The following is a 19534-nucleotide window of genomic DNA, read 5'->3' on the forward strand; positions in this document are numbered from 1 at the left end:
ATGCAGTGGGAAACCATCCCCCGGATGCTGCGCGAGCGGGCGAGGGAGCGTCCCGACGCGCCCGTCACCCTCGAGTTCGGCATGGCCGCGCTGCGCGAGCGCGCCCGGACGGTGGCCCGCGCGCTCATCGCCCAGGGCGTGCGGGCAGGCGACAGGGTGGCCGTCTGGGGGCCGAACGACCTGTCGTGGGCGGTCCACGCCTTCGGCGTGTGGGACGCCGGGGCAGTCCTGGTGCCGATCTCGGCCCGCGCGAAACGGCTGGAGGCGGCCGAGCTGGCCCGCAGGACCGGGGTGTCGATGCTGATCGGCGAGGACCGTCTGCCCGACGTACGGCCCTTCGAGGGTGTCCGGGGCGCGCTGGCGAGCGTGGCGGAGGCGGAGGCCAGGGCGCTGGCCGTCCGGGGGGACGACCTGTGCGAGATCATGTCCACGTCGGGCACGACGGGAACCCCCAAGGGCGTCATGCTCGACCACGCCCAGGTCCTGCGCGGCTACTGGGACTGGTCGGAGATCGTCACGCTGCGCGAAGGCGACCGCTACCCGGTGATCGCCCCCTTCGCCCACGGCTTCGGTCTCAACGCGGGGCTGCTGGCGTGCGTGATGCGCGGGGCGACGATGATGCCCGTCGCGGCCTTCAGCCCCGACGCCCTGATGACGCTCGTCGAGAGTGGCGGTATCACCATCCTGGCGGGGCCGCCGACGCTCTTCGCCCGCCTCCTGGAGGAGCTCGACCGGCGGCCGTGCGACGTGAAGTCGCTGCGGGTGGCCATCTGCGGGGCGGCGGCCGTGCCCGCCTCGCTCGTCACCCGGCTGGTCGAGCGCGTCGGTCTCGAACGCATGATCAACGCCTACGGCCTCATGGAGGGCACCGTCGTCTCGATGACCAGGCACGACGACCCCGTCGAGGTGATCGCGGGCTCGGCGGGACGGCCGGTGCCCGGCATCGAGGTGAAGATCGTGGACGCCATGGGCAAGGAGGTGCCGCAGGGCGAGCGCGGCGAGATCCTGCAGCGGGGCTACGGCGTGATGCGCGGCTACTGGGGCGAGCCCGACAAGACCGCCGAGGTGATCGACGCCGGAGGATGGCTGCACACCGGCGACATCGGGGTGCTCGACGCGGCGGGCAACCTGACGATCGTGGACAGGAAGAAGGAGCTCTACATCGTCAACGGGTTCAACGTCTCGCCCGCGGAGGTCGAGTCGCTGCTGCTGCACGAGGGGTCGCTGGCCCAGGCCGCGGTGATCGGCGTGCCGGACGACAGGTCGGGCGAGGCGGGGTGGGCCTACGTGGTGCCGAGGGCGGGCGCCGAGGTGAGCGAGGAGCAGTTACGCGCGTGGGCCAAGGCCAACATGGCCGACTACAAGGTGCCCCGCCGCGTGTTCGTCCTCGACGAGCTGCCGGTGAACGCCACCGGCAAGCTGGACAAGATCGCCCTGCGTGAGGCGGCACGGGGCGGGTAGGAATCTCGTGCGCCTTTTCGTCAGGAGTCGCCATGTTGCGCCTGCTGGCCGGGGAGGCCGCGCGCAGGTTCGGGGGGCGTGTGGCGGTCGACTCCGGCATCTCCCGACTGTCCTTCTCCGATCTCGACCGCCTCTCCGACCAGGTGGCCGCGGGCCTGGCCCACCGCGGGACACGCATCGGCGACGTGGTCGCCCTCGTGCTGCCCGACGGTCCCGAGTACGTCGTCTGTTACGTGGCCGCCGTCAAGATCGGCGCGGTCGCCGCGGGCGTCGACCCGCACCATCCCCTGAGGGTGCGCCTGCTCGCCCGGCTCGATCCGCTGATCGTCGTCACCGTTCCCGGCCTGCTGCCGGCCCTGCCGGGGCTCGACGTCGTGACGCTGGCCGGCACCGGGTTCGGCGGGCTGGCCAGGGACGAGGCGCCGCCGCCCCCGCTGCCGCCCGACCCCGGGCGGCCCGTCGTGATCACCCACACCTCGGGCAGGACCGGCCCGCCCAAGGCGGCGGTCTTCGGGGAGCGGCAACTGGAGGCGATCAGAGCCCACGGGGCGGGTGCCCGCTGGGGCCAGGGCGACTCCCGCCTGCTGTGGCACCCGATGGGCCACATGGCCTTCGCCACCCGGCTGCCGGCGTTCCTGCAGACCGGCAGGACGACGCACGTGCTGCCGCGCTGGGACCCCGAGGCGGCGCTGCGCCTGATGTGCGAGCGGCGGCTGCGGGTGCTGCACGGCACGCCCGAGCAGCTGGCCGCCATCCTGGAGGTGCCGGGCGAGCCGCCCTCGCTCGACCTGGTCCTGTCCAGCGGGGGACCCGCCGAGCCCGAGCTGATCAGGCGGTTGCGGACGCGCTTCGGCGTGCCCGTCTGCAACCGCTACCTGTGCACGGAGGCGGGGCTCGGGCTCGGCACCCGCCCCGACGACCCGCCGCAGGACGCCGAGCTGACCGTCGGCAGGCCGCGCCCCGGCGTGGACGTGTCCGTCCGCGACCCCGCGGGCCACCCGCTTCCCGCCGGGGAGAAGGGCGAGGTGCTGCTGCGGTCGCAGGCGGTCATGAGCGGGTACGTCGGAGACGGGGACGCGAGGGTGTTCGCCAAGGACGGGTTCGTCAGGACGGGCGATACGGGATTCCTGGACGAGCTTGGCCGCCTGCGTCTGGTCGGTACACAATCACGAACATAGCGTCGCCACCGAGGAGGCAGCGTGTCGTTGCGCGTGGCAGTCGTCGGATCGGGCCCCGCCGGCATCTACACGGCTGAGGCGCTGGTGAAGCAGTCGAGGGAACCGGTCGAGGTCGACGTGCTCGAGCGGCTGCCCACGCCGTTCGGGTTGGTGAGATACGGCGTCGCGCCCGACCACACCTCGATCAAGTCGATCGCCAACTACCTCAGGCGGGTCCTCGAGGACCCGCGTATCCGGTTTCTCGGCGGGCTGACGCTCGGCGCCGAGGTCTCCGTCGAGGACCTGCTGGCCTGCTACGACGCCGTCGTCTACTGCACGGGCGCGATGGTCGACAGGAAGATGGGCATCCCGGGCGAGCACCTGCGCGGCAGCGTCGCCGCCACCGACTTCGTGAACTGGTACTGCGGCCACCCCGACGTCTCGCCCGACATGTTCGAGCTCGACAGCCCCGAGGTCGCCGTGATCGGCGTGGGCAACGTGGCCGTGGACGTGGTGCGTGTCCTGGCCAAGACGGCCGACGAGCTCAGCAGTACCGACGTGCCCGACGAGGTGCTGGCCCGGCTGGCCGACAGCCAGGTCAAGGCGATCCACATGATCGGACGGCGCGGGCCCGAGCACGCCAAGTTCACCCTGAAGGAGCTGCGGGAGCTGGGCGAGGTCGGCAACGCCGACGTGTGCGTGCGGCCGGACGAGGCGGTGGTGCTGGGCGCCGACTTCCCTCGCCAGATCAGGGGCAACATCGAGGTGCTGCGGTCGTGGTCGGAGCGCCCGCCGGTGGGCCGCCCCCGCAGGCTGGACGTGCGCTTCTGGCTGCGTCCCGTCGAGATCCTGGGCACCAGCCGGGTGGAGGGCCTGCGCCTGGAGCGCACGCGCCTGTCCGAGGAGGGCAGAGTGGTGGGCACGGGCGAGTTCGAGACGCTGCCGGTCGGGATGGTGCTGCGCTCGGTCGGCTACCAGAGCGTGCCGCTGCCGGGCGTGCCGTTCTCCACCGAGACGATGACCGTGCCGAACGTCGCCGGCCGGGTGCACGAGCGCGAGTACGTGGCGGGCTGGCTCAAGCGCGGGCCGACCGGCGTCATCGGCACCAACAAGTCCGACGCCGCCGAGACCGTCCGTACGCTGCTGGCCGACGCCCCGTCGGGCGCGGTCGCCCGCATCGACGACCTGCTGGCCGAGCGCGGCGTCAGGCCCGTCACCTACGAGGACTGGCTGGCCATCGAGGCGGCCGAGGTCGCCCTCGCCAGGACGCTCGGCAGGGGGGAACGGGTCAAGCTGGTCGGCCTGGAGGCGATGCTGGCCGCCTGCGGCCGGTCGGCCCCCGTACCGCCGTGACCATGACGCTCGGCGCTCGGTAGCGTGTGACGATGCGCATCACCGTCGCCGGTTTCGCGGACGTCCACCGGGTCCAGCAGGCCCGCTATCCCGCGCCGAAGCCGGGCTGGCAGCCCGTGCACACGGTCTACGTCCCCGCCGACCTGTTCTCCTCCTCGACGCCCTCCTCGTGGGGCGGCCAGGCGCTCGACCTGATGAAGGACCACCTGCCCGACGCCGCCGCCATGGCCGAGGTGTTCGGGCTGCCCCCGGCGCTGGCGGCCGACGTGCACGCGCGGGTGGCCGCCAAGCTGGCCGCCGAGCCCGTCGAGGACCTGCGCGTCGACTTCGAGGACGGCTACGGCGTGCGGCCGGGGGCCGAGGACGGCGACGCGGTCGCGGCCGCGGCGGCGCTGGCCCGCCTGCACGCCGAGGGCGGCCTGCCGCGCCGGTGGGGGCTGCGGGTCAAGTCGTTCGCCGACGGCGACCCCGACCGCTCGATCCGCACGCTGGAGCTGTTCCTCGTCGAGCTGCTCGACCGGGCCGGCGAGCTGCCGCCCGGCTTCACGGTCACCTTCCCCAAGGTGCTGATGGAGGAGTACTTGCGCCAGTTCGCGCAGGTGCTGGCCGCCCTGGAGAGCGAGCTCGGGCTCGCCGCCCCCCTGCGCTTCGAGATCCAGGTGGAGGCCCCGCAGACCGTGCTGTTCCTGCGCTCCGACCTGGCCGAGTCGCTCGGCGGACGGCTCGCGGCGGCCCACTTCGGCGTCTTCGACTACACCGCCGCGCTCGGTCTGCCGCCGCACGAGCAGCGCCTGGACCATCCCGCCTGCGACCACGCCCGCCACGTCATGCAGACCGCGTTCGCGGGGACGGGGGTCGAGCTGTCGGACGGCTCGCTGGCCGCCTCGCCCGCCTCGGCCGCGACGGCGGACGTGCACGCGCTGTGGCGCAGGCACGCGGCCCTGGTCAGGCACTCGCTGGCGCACGGCTACTACCAGGGGTGGGACATGCACCCCTCGCACCTGGTGTCCCGGTTCGCCACCGTCCATGCCTTCCACCTGGCGCACTACGACGCGTACGCCGCCCGGGTGCGGGCCTGGGAGGAGCGCAGCGCGGCCGGCGGCGGCGTGATGGACGAGCCGGCCACGATCAAGACCCTGGTGGCCGCCCTGCACCGGGCGGACTCGGCGCTCGGCTGACCGGCGCCGCCGTCAGCGGTCCCTGTCGAGTCAGCGGGTCCTGTGGGTTCAGAGGTCCCTGTCGATGTGGGAGCGCCACTGGGCGACGCGGCGGGCCTCGACGGGGGCGGTCCACGAGGGGCGCACCGCGCTGCCTACGTGGAAGGCGCGCACGCCGTAGTCGAGCAGCGTGGGGATGTGGGGCAGCTTGAGCCCGCCGCCGGCGAGGATCAGGCCGGCGTCGCCGGCCTCCGCGCGCGCCTTGAGCACGGGCAGCCCCTCGGCGACGCCGGCGGGCACGCCCGAGGTCAGCACGGTCGCCAGGTTCGGCAGCAGCCGTACGGCCCGCCAGGCGGCCTGCACGTCGGCGGCGTGGTCGACGGCCCGGTGGAAGGTCCACGGCAGCGGTGAGACCGCGTGGATGAGCGCCTCGGTCGCCTCCAGGTCCACGGCGCCCTTGGCGGTCAGGAAGCCGAAGACGAACCCGGCCGCGCCCGCTTCGGCCAGTTCCTTCACCTTGGGGACGAGCTTGTCGAGCGACTCGGAGGTGAAGTTCGGGTCGGTGCGCAGCATGACCATCTGGGGCAGCGAGCACGCTCTGGCGATCGCCGCGACCGTCTCCGTCGCGGGGGTGAGACCGTCGGCCGCCATGTCGGCGACGACCTCGACACGGTCGGCGCCACCTTCTTCCGCGGCCACGGCGTCGCGCGCGTCGAGCGCGATCACCTCGAGCAAGGATCCGGTCATGAAAGAGAGGTTATCGCCTAATCTGCCCTCCTCTTGGCACAGAGGAGGGCAGCGGTCATATCTGACAAATCATGTCAGGCATCGACAAGATCCAAGGTCCGGAACAGGTCGTCGGCGACGCTGGTGCGCATGCCGGCGGGACGCTGGAACAGCGCGCCCGATGCACGGTGCGGCAGGTCCACCGTGCGGAGGTGGCGGAAGCCGCGCCGCCGGTAGTACTGCTGGAGCCGCGGGTTGCCCTTCGCGCAGTCGAGCCTCAGCCAGTGGCGCCCCGACGCCGCGACGGCGCTTCCCGCCCAGTCGAGGAGCGCGTCGCCGAGACCCGTTCCCGCGGCGGCGCGGGAGACGGCGAGCTTGTGGACGTAGAGGGCCGAGCCGGGATCGTCGGCCGGGGTCCAGAACTCCTCGTCCGCGTGACCGTCGAGGGCGATGGTCGCGACGGTCTCCCCGAAGTGGCCTTCTAGCAGGTAGAGGACCTCTTCCTCGATCAGCGGCACGATCCGCTCGGGGCCGAAGCCGCCGCGCGGCCACTGCCGTACGCCCTGCGCGTGGAGCCACTCGGCGGTGTCGGCGAGGAGGGAGAGGACGCCGGGAAGGTCGTCGGGTACGGCACGCCGGAGGGTCAGCGGGGGAAGCAGGGTGTTGGAGTGCATGTTTCTGCCCTTCGTTCCGATGGGTGACGGAGTGAACACGGAGCGTGTTCGCCCGGTGGCGCACGGCTTTCATGGCGATATTTCAGGGAAAAATGCAATTTGGGGGAGTATGCACAACTCCACCGTGCCCAGCGCGGAACGACGACCCGCGCCGCACGGACGGGATCACCCCCAAGCGAGCGTGGTCCTAGCGGAGGCCCAGCTCGTAGCGAATCAGGTGCTTGTCGGCCGGGAGCACCGAGACGGCCACGCGCACCGGCGTGTCGGCGCCGTCGTAGCCGACCCTGATGTAGACGACGACCGGGGTCCCCAGCTCCAGCTGGAGGCGCTCGGCCTCCTCCTGGTTCGGCATCCGCGCCATGATGTCGTCGACCACCCGCACCTGCTTGTGGCCGAGCTCCTCGAGCACCCTGTTGGCCCCGCGGGCGATGTCTCCCGGCCTGGCGATCTCGGAGTCCTGCACCAGCGTCCGCGGGAAGTAGGAGTCGTTGGTGTTGTACGGCTGGCCGTCGACGAAGCGCAGCCGGCGCCTGACGACCGCCAGGTCGCGATCGCCCAGCTGCAGCCGGCTGGCGATCTCCTCGACCGGGCTCACGATCTGCACCTCGATCGTCTGGCTCGGCTCGCGGCCCTCCTGGGAGACGGCGTAGGCGAAGGCCTCGCGCACCTCGCCGCGCGGCTGCGCGGCGAGCTCCCGCTGCGGATACATCAGCAGCGGACGGCGGTCGCGGACGATCGTGCCGCGCCGGGGCGCGCGCGTGACGAGGCCCTCGTTCACCAGCTCGCCGAGGGCCAGCCTGACGGTGTTGCGGCTTACGCCGTACTGGTCCTGAAGGTGGGCTTCTGTGGGCAATTGCGCCCCGGGGCCGAGGTCGCCGGAGTAGATGGCCCTTCGCAGATCCGAAGCCACCTGCTGATACAGCGACGACCGAGCCACTTTCACCCCTTTTGTTCCAACAATTTAGACGATCTGGTTCTATCTAGCTACAACCCCTTGACCGGACGGCATTGACAGCCGCATCATCCATTCGTTGGTACAAATCCATCGAAAGGTCGGGCGAGGGGGTGACGGCCGGTGCTGCCGGTCCGCGCGGGTACGCCGTACCTGCCCTGGCACGACCCCCGCGAGGCAACACGTTTACTGCGTTACGCGTTGCACCGCCAGGGGTTCACCCACACCTACCAGAGCAATGGGAATGGCATGTCCGTGCTGTCCGTACTGACCGAGTTGACCGTGTGGTGCAGGGACGGCTCGTTCGAATGGCACGAGGAGGGATCGACCGTCACGCACCCCATCGACGACCCGGTAGGCGCGGCACTCCGCATCGCCGAGCGCTACCGGCACCCCACGACAGACGGTCACTCCCCCACCGGCTCCGTGCGCGAGCACTCGGCGTAGGACCCCATCCCTCGCCGGGGTCCTGGGTCGACGCGCACGGTACGGAGGCGCGTCCTGGCGGGTCCCCCACGCCCGCCAGGGCGCGCTCTCTTGGTAAGAGCGCGCTCTCGTCGTCAGGCGGGGTCCGCCTCCCCCCACGCCGCCCACGCGGTCGGCGTCCCCTCAGGCGGTCCACTCGATCAGCGGCCCGTCCGCGAACAGCGCCCGCACCCGCTGTCCCCGCCGCGGCTCTCCCTCGCCCCGCCAGGTCCCGTACAGCACGCACCGCGGCGCCTCGGCCAGCCGTACGCGCACGACCGTGAAGGGCGCCGCGGCCCGCCAGTGGCTCACGATCCAGCTCTCCACCAGCCCCTCGGGCGCCACGGCCGTCCACGACCACCCCTCGGTACGGCACGCCGCGCAGAACGCCCTGGCCGGGAACCTGGCCAGGCCGCACGAGGAGCAGCGCTGCACCGCCAGAACGCCCTTGGCCACCAGGTCCCACCACTCGGCCGAGTCCCTGTCCACGCTCATCCCTTCCGCAGGATCAGTGCCGACGTGGCGGCCAGGATGTGCCCCGGCTGGGCGGTCGACAGCGCCACCTCGGCGCCCGGAACCTGCCGCTCCCCCGCCTCGCCGCGCAGCTGGGAGACGGCCTCGGCGACGTGGTTGAGCCCGTGGACGTACCCCTCGGACAGGAAACCGCCGTGGGTGTTGACCGGCGGCCCCTCGCCCGAGGCCGCGAAGGGCCCGCCCTCTCCCTTGGCGCAGAAGCCGTAGTCCTCCAGCTGGACGATCACCGAGTAGGTGAAGCAGTCGTAGAGCTCGGCCACGTCGATGTCGGCGGGGCCGACGCCGGCCATGCCGTACAGGCGGGGGGCGAGGGCGGCGGCGGCGGTCACGGTCGGCTCGCCGGGCGCCAGGAAGGAGTCGCCGCCGCCCCAGGCGGCGCCCGAGATCAGCACGGGCGGCCTGCGCAGGTCGCGGGCGCGTTCGGCGGTGGTGACGACCACCGCGCAGGCGCCGTCGGTCTCCAGGCAGCAGTCGAGCAGCCGCAGCGGCTCGGCGATCGGGCGGCTGCCCAAGTAGTCGTCGAGGGTGATGGGGGTGCGCATCAGCGCGCGCGGGTTGGCCGCCGCGTAGGAGCGCTGCCGGACCGCCACCTGCCCGAAGTGCTCGGGCAGGGTGCCGTATTTCAGCATGTGGGTCCTGGCGTACATGGCGAACTGCTGGACCGGGGCGCCGTAGCCGTACGGGGCCAGGTACTGGGTCTCGGGGCTCGGGTTCGGCGCGGTCCCCATGCGGAACTCGGACCTGGCGTTGATCGCGCGGTAGCACACCACCGTCTCGGCCAGGCCCGCCGCGACCGCGAGGGCCGCCTGCCCGACGACCGCGTGCGAGACGCTGCCGCCGCCGAAGTGGTCGAGGTACCAGGTGGGCGCGGCGATCCCGAGCGCGGGGCCGACCACGGAGGGCGCGGCCGAGTCGCCCACCCGGTGGGTGGCCAGGCCGTCCACGTCGTCGGCGGTGAGGCCCGCGTCCTCGAGCGCGGCCAGTACGGCCCTGCACGCCAGGGTCAGCGTGCTGACGCCCGAGTCCTTGGAGAACGGCGTGTAGCCGACGCCCGCGACGGCCGCGGCGTCCCTGAAATCAAGCAAGCGCTTGGCCACACAACCGACGCTATGCCGGGCCGGAAACGGCTGTCAACGCGTTGACAGCCTTCCGGGGAGACGCCTACCGTCCAAGCAAGCGCTTGGTAAGATAGAGTGGTGGACGAGGAGGCGCCCATGAGCACACACGCTGCCCGGCTGATCGCGCCGGACGGCTGTGACGGCAGGCCGCATGTCGCGCCGTACCAGCCCGGCACCGCCAACGGCACCCGCGAGCACCCCGCCGACCACGGGGCCGACCGCCCCGCCGGCAACGCCGCCAAGCACTTCAGGTCGGTCCTGAGCAGGTTCGCCACGGGCGTCGTGGCCATCACCGCCCTGGACCCCGACAGCGGCGCGCCGAGCGGCCTGGCGGCCAACTCCTTCACCTCCGTCTCGCTCGACCCGCCGCTCGTGGCCTTCTGCGTCGCGCACACCAGCACCAGCTGGCCCCGGCTCCGGGCGGCCGAAACGCTGACCGTCAACGTACTGGCCGAGCACCAGCAGCAGGTCTGCGCGCAACTCGCGGCCAGGGGCGGCGACAAGTTCGCGGGCCTGACCTGGAGCCGTTCCCCCGGCGGCAACCCGTTACTCGAGGGCGCGCTGGCCTGGCTCGAGTGCTCGATCGAGGCCGAGCACCCCGCGGGCGACCACGTGATCGTCGTGGCGCGGGTGCACCAGCTCGACGCCCACGCCGACGGCGGGCCGCTGCTCTTCTTCCGCGGCGGCTACGGGCGATTCGCCTCATGACGCTCAGGCACGAGATCAGGGACTGGCTGGAGTCGGCGCTGTCGGGCGAGTTCGCGCACGCCCGCGGGCTGGGCGGCCCCGGCCGCGAGCACGAGGGCCACGACGTACGGCACGCGTGGGAGCGCCACCTCGGCAGGGCGGGCTGGACGTGCCTGGCCTGGCCGAAGGAGTACGGAGGCCGCGACGCCTCCCTCGAAGACCAGATCGCCTTCCACGAGGAGTACGCGAAGGCGGACGCCCCCGCCCGGGTCGGCCACATCGGCGAGGGGCTGATCGGTCCCACGATCCTCGACTTCGGGACGCGGGAGCAGAAGGACCGCTTCCTTCCGCCCATCCGGCGCGGCGACGAGCTGTGGTGCCAGGGCTACTCCGAGCCCGAGGCCGGCTCCGATCTGGCCAACGTCCAGACCAGGGCCGTGCTCGACGGCGACGCGTGGGTCGTCACGGGGCAGAAGGTGTGGACGTCGCTGGCCCACGTGGCCGACTGGTGTTTCGTGCTGTGCCGTACCGAGGAGGGCTCCCAGCGGCACCGGGGCCTGTCCTACCTGCTGGTGCCGATGCGGCAGGCCGGCGTGGAGGTGCGCCCGATCCGGCAGCTCACCGGCACCGCCGAGTTCAACGAGGTGTTCTTCGACGGCGCGAGGACCGCGAAGGACAACATCCTCGGCGCGCCGGGCGAGGGCTGGAAGGTGGCGATGGCGACGCTCGGCCACGAGCGCGGCGCCTCCACACTCGGCCAGCAGATCGGTTTCCAGCGCGAGCTGGCCAAGGTCGTCGCGGCCGCGCGGCGGACGGGCGCGCTCGACGACCCGCTGATCAGGGACGAGCTGGCACGGTCGTGGCTGGAGCTGCGGATCATGCGGTTCAACGCGCTGCGGCCCGGCGCCGAGCCCTCCGTCGCCAAGCTCTACTGGTCGCAGTGGCACCAGCGGCTGGGCGAGCTGGCCCAGGCGGTGCTGGGCAAGGAGGGGCTGGTGGGCGAGCTCGGCGACCTGCAACGGCTCTACCTGTTCAGCCGCGCCGACACCATCTACGCGGGATCGAGCGAGATCCAGCGCACCATCATCGCCGAACGCACCCTGGGGCTGCCCAAGTGAAGTCACACGGCCTGCTCGAAGGAAAGGTCACGCTGGTCACCGCCGCCGCGGGCACCGGCATCGGCTACGCGACCGCCCGGCGGTGCGCCGAGGAGGGCGCGACCGTGGTCGTCTCCGACCGGCACGAGCGGCGGCTGCGGGAGGCGGCCGAGGCGCTGGCCGCGCTGACCGGGGTCGAGCCGCTGGCCGTACCGTGCGACGTCACCTCGGAGGACCAGGTGCGCGCGCTGGTCGAGGCGACGGTGGCCGCGCACGGGCGGCTCGACGTGCTGGTCAACAACGCGGGCCTGGGCGGCACCGCGGAGCTGGCCGAGATGACCGACGAGCAGTGGCACGCGGTGCTCGACGTGACGCTGACCGGCACGATGCGCTGCACGCGCGCGGCGCTGCGGCACATGATCCCGCGTGGCGCGGGCGTGGTGGTCAACAACGCCTCGGTGGTGGGCTGGCGGGCTCAGCGCGGGCAGTCGCACTACGCCGCGGCCAAGGCCGGAGTGATGGCGCTGACCAGGTGCGCCGCCGTCGAGGCCGCCGAGCACGGGATCAGGGTCAACGCCGTCGCGCCCTCGCTGGCCATGCACCCGTTCCTGTCCAAGGTCACCACCGAGCAGGTGCTGGCCGAGCTGGTGGAGCGGGAGGCGTTCGGCAGGGCGGCGGAGCCGTGGGAGGTGGCCAACGTGATCGTCTTCCTGGCCAGCGAGTACTCCGGCTACATGACGGGAGAGGTCGTCTCGGTCTCGAGCCAGCGCGCCTGATATCTTGTCAGGCATGTTATGTTGAGTTCATGAATATGACGGAGCCCATGTTCCTGGCTCTGACGGCACTTCTCGACGAGCCGCGCCACGGCTACGGCATCGTCCAGGAAGTGGAGCGCCTGTCCGAGGGCAAGGTGCAGCTGAAGATCGGCACGCTGTACGGCGTGCTCGACCGGCTCGCCGCCGAGGACCTGGTCGAGCTCGACCACGAGGAGGTGCAGTCGGGGCGGCTGCGCCGCTACTACCGCCTCACCGACGCCGGCGAGGGCGCGCTCCAGACAGAGGTCGCCAGGCTGTCCGGCACCCTCCAGGCCGCCACCGCACGGCTCGACGCCCGCAGGCGCGCCTTCACCCCCCGACCGTCGGCCGCCGGAGGTCTCGCATGACCCTGCTGGAGCAGCGCTACCGCTTCGTGCTCAGGATGCTGCCCGCCTCCTACCGGGCCGAGCGCGAGGAGGAGATGGTCGACGCCTATCTCGACAGCGCCGGCCAGGTCCCGGACGAGGACAACCCGCGGCCGAGCTGGCGCGAGGTCGCCTCCGTGGCCGCGCTGGCGGTCAGGGCCAGGGCCGGCGGGCTGGGCGCCGCTCCCCGCTACCGGGCCATGGGCGACGCGGTCCGGCTGGTCGCCCTGCTCGGCCTGGGCTTCCACGCCGTGCTGGGCTGGTACGGCCTCGTCGGCACGCTGTTCTCCCTCGGTGTCGTCGGCTCCCTCCCCGCCGAGTTCCTGATCACCGATCCGGCCGGTCAGGCGTGGCAGCTCGTGTCCGCGGCGGCGGATCTCGTCGGGATCGCGGGCTTCGCCACGCTCGCGCTCGGCCGGGTGCGGGCGGCGAGGATCCTCACCTACGCCGGCCTGCTGTTCCTCGGGGTCACGCTCGCGCAGGAGCTGTTCGTCTGGGAGCGGCCGGCCGTCGACGAGCTGTCCTACCTGCTGGTGACGGCGGTCCCCGCCGTGGCGCTCCTGCTCGGCCAGCACCGGGACGCGCCGGTGCGCCGCTCGTCGCTGCTCGCGGTCCTGCCGCTGGGGCTGGTCGTCCTGTACGTCGCCGCCGGATTCGGTATCACCCGGGACCTGGCCTTCTACACCGGCGCCGGTCTGGACTGGATGGCCGGGTGGATCGACCCGCACGGCCTGAGCGCGGTCGCGACCGTGGTGGCGGGCGTGGTCTGCCTCGCCCGGAAGGCCCCGCCGGCCTGGAGCCTGGCCCTGGCCGTCGTCGCGGCGCTGCTGGGCGTGCTGCGGGCGCCTGTCCGCTACGACGTCGAGGGCGTCTTCACGCAGCCCCTGGTAGCCACCTGGGCCGGTCAGGCCGCGGGGCTGCTGCTGCTGGCCGCCGCGCTCGCCGTCGTCAGCGTGCGGGCGCTGCCGCGCGCGACCTAGCCTGGAGGGGCGCGCGGGACTACGGTGAACTATGGCGACACAGAGCCGCGCGTCACACCTCCTCGAGGTGCTGACCACCGAGTTCGGCCCCTCCATCGAGCGTGACCCCGCCGCGTTCCTGCGCAAGTTCAGGAAGATGGCGGGGTCGGCGTTCGCCTTCTACCGCGGCAGCGCGGCCGTCTTCTACGCCGACATGACCGGCGACTTCGCCGACGACTCCTACCTCGACGGGCCCACCCGCCGGGTCTGGATCCACGGCGACCTGCACGCCGAGAACTTCGGCACCTACATGAACGCCTCCGGCGCCCTCGTCTTCAACGTCAACGACTTCGACGAGGCCTACGTCGGGCCCTACACCTGGGACCTGAAGCGCTTCGCGGCCAGCGTCGCCCTCATCGGGTACGGCAAGGCCCTGTCCGACGAGGCGATCTCCCGCCTGGTGAGCGACTTCGGCACCGCCTACCTGACCGAGCTGACCGCCATCGCCAAGGGCGGCGACGACGCGATCGGCTCGCTGACGCTGGGCACCACCACGGGCGTGCTCCACCGGGTGTTGCAGTCGGCGCGGTTGCACACGCGCGTGGCCCTGCTCGACGTCGAGACCGTGATCGACGACTACGACCGGCGCTTCGCGCTCATCGACGGACGCGAGCCGGTCTCGGAAGGGACCAGGGCGGCGGTGGTGGCCGCCTTCGACGACTACCTCACCACGCTGCCCGGCCTCACCGGCCCCGTGGAGCACGTCATCAAGGACGTGGCGCTGCGCAAGGGCGTCGGCATCGGCTCGGCGGGGCTGCCGTCCTACAACCTCCTGCTGGAGGGCCGCACCCAGGCGCTGGAGAACGACGTCATCCTCTACATGAAGCAGGCCCAGGTGCCCGCCGTGGCCAGGCACATCCACGACGAGAAGATCGCCGCCTACTTCAGGCACCAGGGGCACAGGACCGCCGAGTCGCAGCGCGCCCTGCAGGCCTACGCCGATCCGTGGCTCGGCTACACCACGCTCGACGGGATAGGGCAGCTGGTGGCGGAGGTCTCGCCGTACTCGGCCGACCTCGACTGGGACGACGTCAACGAGCCCGGCGAACTGCGCTCGATCGTGCGCGATCTCGGGCGGGCGGTGGCCAGGATGCACTCGGTCGCCGACGACGAGTCCGCGCACGACCTGGTCGACTTCTCCACCGAGGAGGCGATCGTGTCGGCCATCGACGGTGACACGACCGGGTTCGTCAGGATGCTGGTGGACTTCGCCCACGCCTACGGCGCGCAGGCCCGCCAGGACCACCAGACGTTCGTCGACCTGTTCAGGAACGGCCGCATCCCCGGCCTGTGACCACCCTGGAAACCGACCGGTCGGTATGGCATGCTTCCTCACCATGACGCTGTTCTCGGTGGAAGGCAAGAAGGTCGTCGTCACGGGCGGCTCCAGGGGCATCGGGCGGATGATCGCGGCGGGGTTCGTCGCGGCCGGAGCCACGGTCCACATCTCCGCGCGCAAGACGGCCGAGGTCGCCAAGGCCGCCGACGAGCTGGGCTGCGTGGCCGTGCCGGCCGACCTGTCGACGCCCGAGGGCGTCGACAGGCTGGTCGAGGCGGTCGAGGGGCCGCTGCACGTGCTGGTCAACAACGCGGGGGCGACCTGGGGCGCCCCGCTGGAGGAGTATCCCGAGCACGCCTTCGACAAGCTCTGGGGCATCAACGTGAAGGGCGCCTTCTTCCTCACTCAGCGCTTCCTCCCCCAGTTGCGCGCGGCGGCGGACGCCGACGACCCGGCCCGGGTGATCAACATCGGCTCCGTCGACGGCATCAGGGTTCCGGCGATGGAGAACTACGCCTACTCCGCGGCGAAGGCGGGAGTCCACATGCTGACCAGGCACCTGGCCAGGCAGCTCGCCCCCCAGCACATCACGGTCAACGCGATCGCCCCAGGCCCGTTCGACTCCAGGATGATGGCCTTCGCCCTCGACGATCCCGCCACCCGCGAGCTGGTCGCCGCCGGCGTGCCGCTGGGCCGGATCGGCCGCCCCGACGACATGGCCGGGGCGGCGATCTTCCTGTCCTCGCGGGCGGGCGCCTACCTGACGGGCGCGGTGATCCCGGTGGACGGGGGCATCACCGCCTGAGGCTCAGAGGCGGGCGAACCAGTCGAGCGGGAAGGGCGGCTGCGCGAGCGGGGCGACGGCCAGGCGCATCAGCGTGAGCGGGTTGTCGTCACCCGCGATGCGGTTGGCGTCGAGCTCGCCGCAGAAGGTGCAGCGGTGGATGATCTGCCACTCGCCGCCCTGGCGGACGTGGATGGCGATGGGCGCCATCCCCGCCGCGCAGTCGGCGGCGCGGTCGCCGGGGGTCCTGTCGACGTGGCGGGACCACAGGCAGGTCGGGCAGTGGTTGCGGTGACGGGTGCCGGGCGCGTCCATGGGGACGTCGAGCCGGCAGTTGACGCAGCGGAACGAACTCTTACGAGGCAACGGAGTAGCACTTTCGAGGCGTTGCGGACGGGACACCTGTGCCGCCGTCACGCCAGGCGGGATCAGCCCCGCGGGCCGCTCCGGCCAGGGGATGAGTCCGCTCGAGGGCGCGCGACGGCGACCTCGGTGGCCGCGGGCATCAACATTCCCCCTCGCGTCGCTCGTGTTCCTGCTCGTCGTGCGCAGTCAACCAACCCGCCGCCGCACCGCGCAACGGGTTTTCCGCCCCTCAGAGCAGCTCGGTGAGCGCTTGGGCGAGCCGGTCGGCCGCGCCGTCCATGTGGCTCAGATAGAGGTAGGGCTCGGTGAGCTCCAGCTCCATCAGGGCGGGGCTGCCGTCCGGGAGCCTGATCAGGTCGACCCTGGCGTAGAGCAGGTCGCCCGGCACCGCCGCGAGCACCTTCTCGGCCAGCTCGACCAGGTCGGGGGCCGGCGTGCGCGGGTCCGCGCGGCCGTTGTCGGCGAGGGTCTGCCCGCCGGCGAGCATCGCGTTGCGCCGGATGGCGTGGCTGAAGGTCCTGTTGAAATAGAGCAGCGACGTCTCGCCCTCGGCCTCGACCATGTCGAGGTACGGCTGGACCATCGGCGTACGGCCCGCGTCCACCAGCGCCTGCGCGTGCGCCCTCGCCACCGCCCTGTCGGTGGTCCTGATCGTGTCGCGCGCTCCCGCCGAGACCGCCGGCTTGACGACGTACTCGGCCCAGTCCGGCAGGTCGTCGGCCGACCAGTGCGTCGGCACGGCCGGCAGGCCCAGCTCGCGCAGGTAGGTCTTGTCGGTGTTGGCGTCGAGGATCGGCGCCGGGTTGAGCAGCCGGGTCACGCCGGCGGTCGCCTTCGCCCACGCCAGGAACTCCGGGCGCCTGTCGACGTAGTCCCATACGGAACGGACCACGGCGGCGTCGAACACGCTCCAGTCGACACCGGGATCGTCCCACCGGACCGCCCTGCCCTCGATGCCTGCCGCGCGCCAGGCGGCCAGCACCGGATCACGCTCGTCGTCGCGGGACTCAGCGCTATCACATGTCACATATGCACAGATCGTCACCCGACGAATGTTACGCAACAGGCGCGAGCCGGGTCGTCGCCGACCCGGCTCGCACGCTGATGAGGCCGACTAGTCGACCCAGAACCTGACGCCGACGCCGCTGCGGTTGGTGGCGGTGATGGCGTTGCCGTTGATGTTGTTGACGTTGGTCGCGCCACGGGTGCCGAAGTTGCCCGCGAACACGTTGCCGAAGTTGTTGCCCGACTGGACGGCCCCGTGGTTGTGGCTGCTGTTGCGGATGTAGGTGTCGGCGCTGGCGGGGGCGCTCATGAGGGTGGCGCCCGCGGCGGCGACGACGATTCCGGTGACGCAGAGCTTCTTGAGCATGTCGGCTACCTTCCAGGTCAGGTTGTTGTGGAACGTTCCATCCGTGGGGGAGGACGTGGTGGCTAGTAGAAGATGTACGTCACCACGATGCTGCCGTTGGAGGCCGTGTTCGCGATGCCGTTGATGTTGTTGACGTTCGTGGACCGACCGGCGCCGACGTTGGCGGCCCGCACGTTCCCGAAGGTGTTGCCCGACAGCCAGGCGTCGCTGTTGTGGCTCCAGTTGCTCGTCCACGTGTCGGCGTGTGCGGGGGGCGCCAGCAGCGTGGCGCCCGCGGCCGCTGCCACGAGGGCACCGGTTGCGCACAGCTTCTTGATCACTTCAGCTCCTTCGCCAGTTGGGGTCGCGGACGGCGGCACGCATGGGCCCGTAGCGCGCGGCCATCCCGTTGACTCCGCTTGACCGGGTGGGTCAAAGCCAAAGCGATCATATAGCTGAGTGCAGTTGATGGGTAGCTCTTAGTAATCAGAAGATTGTTCTGCTCACGAGCCGTAGACCGGCTCGGGTTCGGGCGCCTGGGCCAGCAGAGCGTCGACCGCCGGGCCCACCTCGGCGGGATCCCACCGGCCGCCCTTCTCGACCGCGGGCCCGTGCCGCCAGCCGGTGGCCAGTCCGATCCGCCCGCCCTCCACCTCGAAGACCCGGCCGGTCACGTGGCCGGAGGCGACCGAGCCGAGCCAGGCCACCAGCGGGGCCACGTTGGCCGGGTCCATGGGGTCGAATCCGTGCTCCGGCCTGGCCATCGTGGCCGTGAACACCTCCTCGGTCATCCTGGTCCTGGCGGCGGGCGCGATGGCGTTGACCGTCACCCCGTAGCGGGCCAGTTCCGCTGCCGCAACCTGGGTGAGGGTGGCGATGCCGCCCTTGGCCGCCGCGTAGTTGCCCTGCCCGACGCTGCCGAGCAGGCCCGCCCCCGACGAGGTGTGCACGACGCGGGCCGCGACCCGATCGCCGGCCTTCGACCGCTCCCGCCAGTGGGCGGCGGCGTGCCGTAAGGGGAGGAAGTGGCCCTTGAGGTGGACCCTGATCACCTCGTCCCACTCGTGCTCGGTCATCGAGACGAGCATCCGGTCGCGCAGGAAACCCGCGTTGCTGACCAGCACGTCCAGCCTGCCGAAGGCGCTGACCGCCATCTTGACCAGCCTGGCCGCGCCGTCCCAGTCGGCCACGTCGTCACAGTTGGCCACGGCCTGGCCGCCCAGGTCGCGGATCTCCTCGACCACCTCGAGGGCGGGGGCGCCCGACCTGCCGCCGCCGTCGCGCCCCGTGCCGAGGTCGTTGACGACGACCTTGGCACCCTGCCGGGCGAACTCCAGCGCGTGCGCCCTGCCGATGCCGCGCCCGGCACCCGTCACGATCACGACCCGGCCTTCACAGATCCTCGCCACGCGACCTCCTTGGGTTATCGGGAGATTTCATCAGATGCCAGCCACTTCCAGGCAGGGGTCTCGCCGCCCCCGTGCACGAGAACCTGCGCCCCCGTGACGTAACGGGCACCCGCCAGCCAGAGGCACACCTCGCCGACGTCGTCCGGCTCGGCCATCCGCCCGGCCGGGATGGTCGCGCTGAGGAGCTCGATCCTGTCCCTGTAGTGCTCGCCGGCGTTCTCGGTCCTGGCCAGGCCGACCACGATCGTGTTCACCCTGACCTCGGGGGCCCACTCGGCGGCCAGGCAGGCGGCCAGATGGTGCAGGCCCGCCTTGGCCGCGCCGTACGCGGAGGTTCCAGGGGACGGGCGGGTGCCGCTCGTGCTGCCGATCATGATCACCGCGCCGCTCGTGGCGGCGAGCAGCGCGTGCGCCCGCTGGGACACCAGGAGCGGCGCGGTCAGGTTGAGCTCGATGACGCGGGCGTGCAGGCGGGGCGAGGTGCCGGCGACCATCGCGTACGGCGCGCCGCCGGCGTTGTTGACCACCACGTCCAGCCGGTCGAGCCCGCCGAACAGCCGTTCCAGGTCCTCGGGGTCGCGCACGTCCGCCCGGACGAACCGGACACCGGCCCCGTCGACGGGTTCGTCCGGCGGAGTCCTGGCACAGACGACCACCTCGGCGCCCGCCGACCGGAAGGCGCGGGCGATCCCCCGCCCGAGCCCCTTGGTGCCGCCCGTCACCAGGACCACCTTGCCGGTGTAGTCGTAGGAGATCACGGATGCT

The 19534-nt window shown here is 71.9% G+C and carries 23 protein-coding genes; 12 read left to right on the forward strand and 11 right to left on the reverse strand.

What is annotated here, in order from left to right; all coding sequences use genetic code 11:
• The 4 genes from ACWDLG_RS07485 to ACWDLG_RS07500 are packed head-to-tail and all read left to right on the forward strand — an operon-like array spanning position 1 to position 5149.
• Entirely contained in the window at positions 1–1461 is a 1461-nt protein-coding gene (locus ACWDLG_RS07485; RefSeq protein WP_449917018.1) for an AMP-binding protein, read from the forward strand.
• A 32-nt stretch (positions 1462–1493) separates the two neighbouring features.
• Positions 1494–2639: a class I adenylate-forming enzyme family protein gene (locus ACWDLG_RS07490; RefSeq protein WP_449917020.1), complete on the forward strand. Its 1146-nt coding sequence runs from the start codon at positions 1494–1496 to the stop codon at positions 2637–2639.
• Positions 2640–2660: 21 nt separating this feature from the next.
• Positions 2661–3971 (forward strand): FAD-dependent oxidoreductase, encoded by a 1311-nt coding sequence (locus tag ACWDLG_RS07495; protein WP_449917023.1) that lies wholly within the window; start codon positions 2661–2663, stop codon positions 3969–3971.
• 32 nt (positions 3972–4003) lie between these two features.
• The gene (locus tag ACWDLG_RS07500; RefSeq protein ID WP_449917026.1) at positions 4004–5149 is read left to right on the forward strand and encodes a DUF6986 family protein; all 1146 of its coding nucleotides are present in this window, start codon (positions 4004–4006) and stop codon (positions 5147–5149) included.
• Positions 5150–5197: 48 nt separating this feature from the next.
• Here the strand turns inward: ACWDLG_RS07500 and ACWDLG_RS07505 are convergent, their stop codons facing one another.
• The 3 genes from ACWDLG_RS07505 to ACWDLG_RS07515 all read right to left on the reverse strand — a co-directional run bounded on the left by ACWDLG_RS07505 (position 5198) and on the right by ACWDLG_RS07515 (position 7438).
• A complete protein-coding gene (locus ACWDLG_RS07505) occupies positions 5198–5875 on the reverse strand; it encodes a copper homeostasis protein CutC (protein ID WP_354906757.1) in 678 nt (225 codons plus the stop codon).
• A gap of 74 nt (positions 5876–5949) precedes the next feature.
• The gene (locus tag ACWDLG_RS07510) at positions 5950–6528 is read right to left on the reverse strand and encodes a GNAT family N-acetyltransferase (RefSeq protein WP_449917030.1); all 579 of its coding nucleotides are present in this window, start codon (positions 6526–6528) and stop codon (positions 5950–5952) included.
• Positions 6529–6715: 187 nt separating this feature from the next.
• Entirely contained in the window at positions 6716–7438 is a 723-nt protein-coding gene (locus tag ACWDLG_RS07515; RefSeq protein WP_449917033.1) for a GntR family transcriptional regulator, read from the reverse strand.
• A 291-nt stretch (positions 7439–7729) separates the two neighbouring features.
• Here ACWDLG_RS07515 and ACWDLG_RS07520 point away from each other — a divergent pair, with 291 nt between their 5' ends.
• A complete protein-coding gene (locus ACWDLG_RS07520; RefSeq protein ID WP_449917036.1) occupies positions 7730–7927 on the forward strand; it encodes a hypothetical protein in 198 nt (65 codons plus the stop codon).
• A gap of 162 nt (positions 7928–8089) precedes the next feature.
• On the opposite strand, the gene ACWDLG_RS07525 is transcribed toward ACWDLG_RS07520, so the two are convergent.
• Together ACWDLG_RS07525 and ACWDLG_RS07530 are read right to left on the reverse strand one after the other, a co-directional pair.
• A complete protein-coding gene (locus tag ACWDLG_RS07525) occupies positions 8090–8440 on the reverse strand; it encodes a Zn-ribbon domain-containing OB-fold protein (RefSeq protein ID WP_449917039.1) in 351 nt (116 codons plus the stop codon).
• Complete coding sequence (locus ACWDLG_RS07530; protein WP_449917041.1) at positions 8437–9576, reverse strand: thiolase C-terminal domain-containing protein; 1140 nt, start codon at positions 9574–9576, stop codon at positions 8437–8439. Before ACWDLG_RS07530 ends, ACWDLG_RS07525 begins: the two co-directional genes overlap by 4 nt.
• A 117-nt stretch (positions 9577–9693) precedes the next feature.
• On the opposite strand from ACWDLG_RS07530, the gene ACWDLG_RS07535 reads away from it, so the two are divergent.
• The 7 genes from ACWDLG_RS07535 to ACWDLG_RS07565 are packed head-to-tail and all read left to right on the forward strand — an operon-like array spanning position 9694 to position 15664.
• A complete protein-coding gene (locus tag ACWDLG_RS07535; protein WP_449917044.1) occupies positions 9694–10305 on the forward strand; it encodes a flavin reductase family protein in 612 nt (203 codons plus the stop codon).
• The gene (locus ACWDLG_RS07540; protein ID WP_354906764.1) at positions 10302–11402 is read left to right on the forward strand and encodes an acyl-CoA dehydrogenase family protein; all 1101 of its coding nucleotides are present in this window, start codon (positions 10302–10304) and stop codon (positions 11400–11402) included. Before ACWDLG_RS07535 ends, ACWDLG_RS07540 begins: the two co-directional genes overlap by 4 nt.
• Complete coding sequence (locus ACWDLG_RS07545; RefSeq protein ID WP_449917046.1) at positions 11399–12157, forward strand: SDR family oxidoreductase; 759 nt, start codon at positions 11399–11401, stop codon at positions 12155–12157. The genes ACWDLG_RS07540 and ACWDLG_RS07545 overlap by 4 nt, the downstream gene beginning before the upstream one ends.
• Before the next feature lie 29 nt (positions 12158–12186).
• Complete coding sequence (locus tag ACWDLG_RS07550) at positions 12187–12543, forward strand: PadR family transcriptional regulator (RefSeq protein ID WP_354906766.1); 357 nt, start codon at positions 12187–12189, stop codon at positions 12541–12543.
• Complete coding sequence (locus ACWDLG_RS07555) at positions 12540–13541, forward strand: hypothetical protein (RefSeq protein ID WP_449917048.1); 1002 nt, start codon at positions 12540–12542, stop codon at positions 13539–13541. The genes ACWDLG_RS07550 and ACWDLG_RS07555 overlap by 4 nt, the downstream gene beginning before the upstream one ends.
• 31 nt (positions 13542–13572) lie before the next feature.
• Positions 13573–14874, forward strand: coding sequence for a DUF2252 domain-containing protein (locus ACWDLG_RS07560; RefSeq protein WP_449917051.1), 1302 nt, complete (start codon positions 13573–13575; stop codon positions 14872–14874).
• Positions 14875–14917: 43 nt separating this feature from the next.
• The gene (locus tag ACWDLG_RS07565; protein WP_449917053.1) at positions 14918–15664 is read left to right on the forward strand and encodes an SDR family oxidoreductase; all 747 of its coding nucleotides are present in this window, start codon (positions 14918–14920) and stop codon (positions 15662–15664) included.
• 3 nt (positions 15665–15667) lie between these two features.
• Here ACWDLG_RS07565 and ACWDLG_RS07570 read toward each other — a convergent pair whose 3' ends face one another.
• The 6 genes from ACWDLG_RS07570 to ACWDLG_RS07595 form a co-directional block, all read right to left on the reverse strand.
• A complete protein-coding gene (locus tag ACWDLG_RS07570; RefSeq protein ID WP_354906770.1) occupies positions 15668–16009 on the reverse strand; it encodes an RNHCP domain-containing protein in 342 nt (113 codons plus the stop codon).
• A gap of 229 nt (positions 16010–16238) precedes the next feature.
• Entirely contained in the window at positions 16239–17036 is a 798-nt protein-coding gene (locus ACWDLG_RS07575; RefSeq protein WP_449917056.1) for an ATP-grasp domain-containing protein, read from the reverse strand.
• Between the two features lie 87 nt (positions 17037–17123).
• Entirely contained in the window at positions 17124–17381 is a 258-nt protein-coding gene (locus tag ACWDLG_RS07580) for a hypothetical protein (protein WP_354906772.1), read from the reverse strand.
• A 62-nt stretch (positions 17382–17443) separates the two neighbouring features.
• On the reverse strand, positions 17444–17701 hold the full coding sequence (locus ACWDLG_RS07585; RefSeq protein ID WP_354906773.1) for a hypothetical protein: 258 nt from the start codon (positions 17699–17701) through the stop codon (positions 17444–17446).
• A gap of 162 nt (positions 17702–17863) precedes the next feature.
• Entirely contained in the window at positions 17864–18769 is a 906-nt protein-coding gene (locus ACWDLG_RS07590; RefSeq protein ID WP_449917059.1) for an SDR family oxidoreductase, read from the reverse strand.
• A 14-nt stretch (positions 18770–18783) separates the two neighbouring features.
• Positions 18784–19527 carry an SDR family oxidoreductase gene (locus tag ACWDLG_RS07595; RefSeq protein ID WP_449917062.1) on the reverse strand — a complete coding sequence of 248 codons (744 nt, stop codon included), beginning with the start codon at positions 19525–19527 and terminating at the stop codon, positions 18784–18786.
• Between the last annotated feature and the right edge of the window lie 7 nt (positions 19528–19534).

The organism is Nonomuraea sp. NPDC003727, from assembly GCF_053586935.1.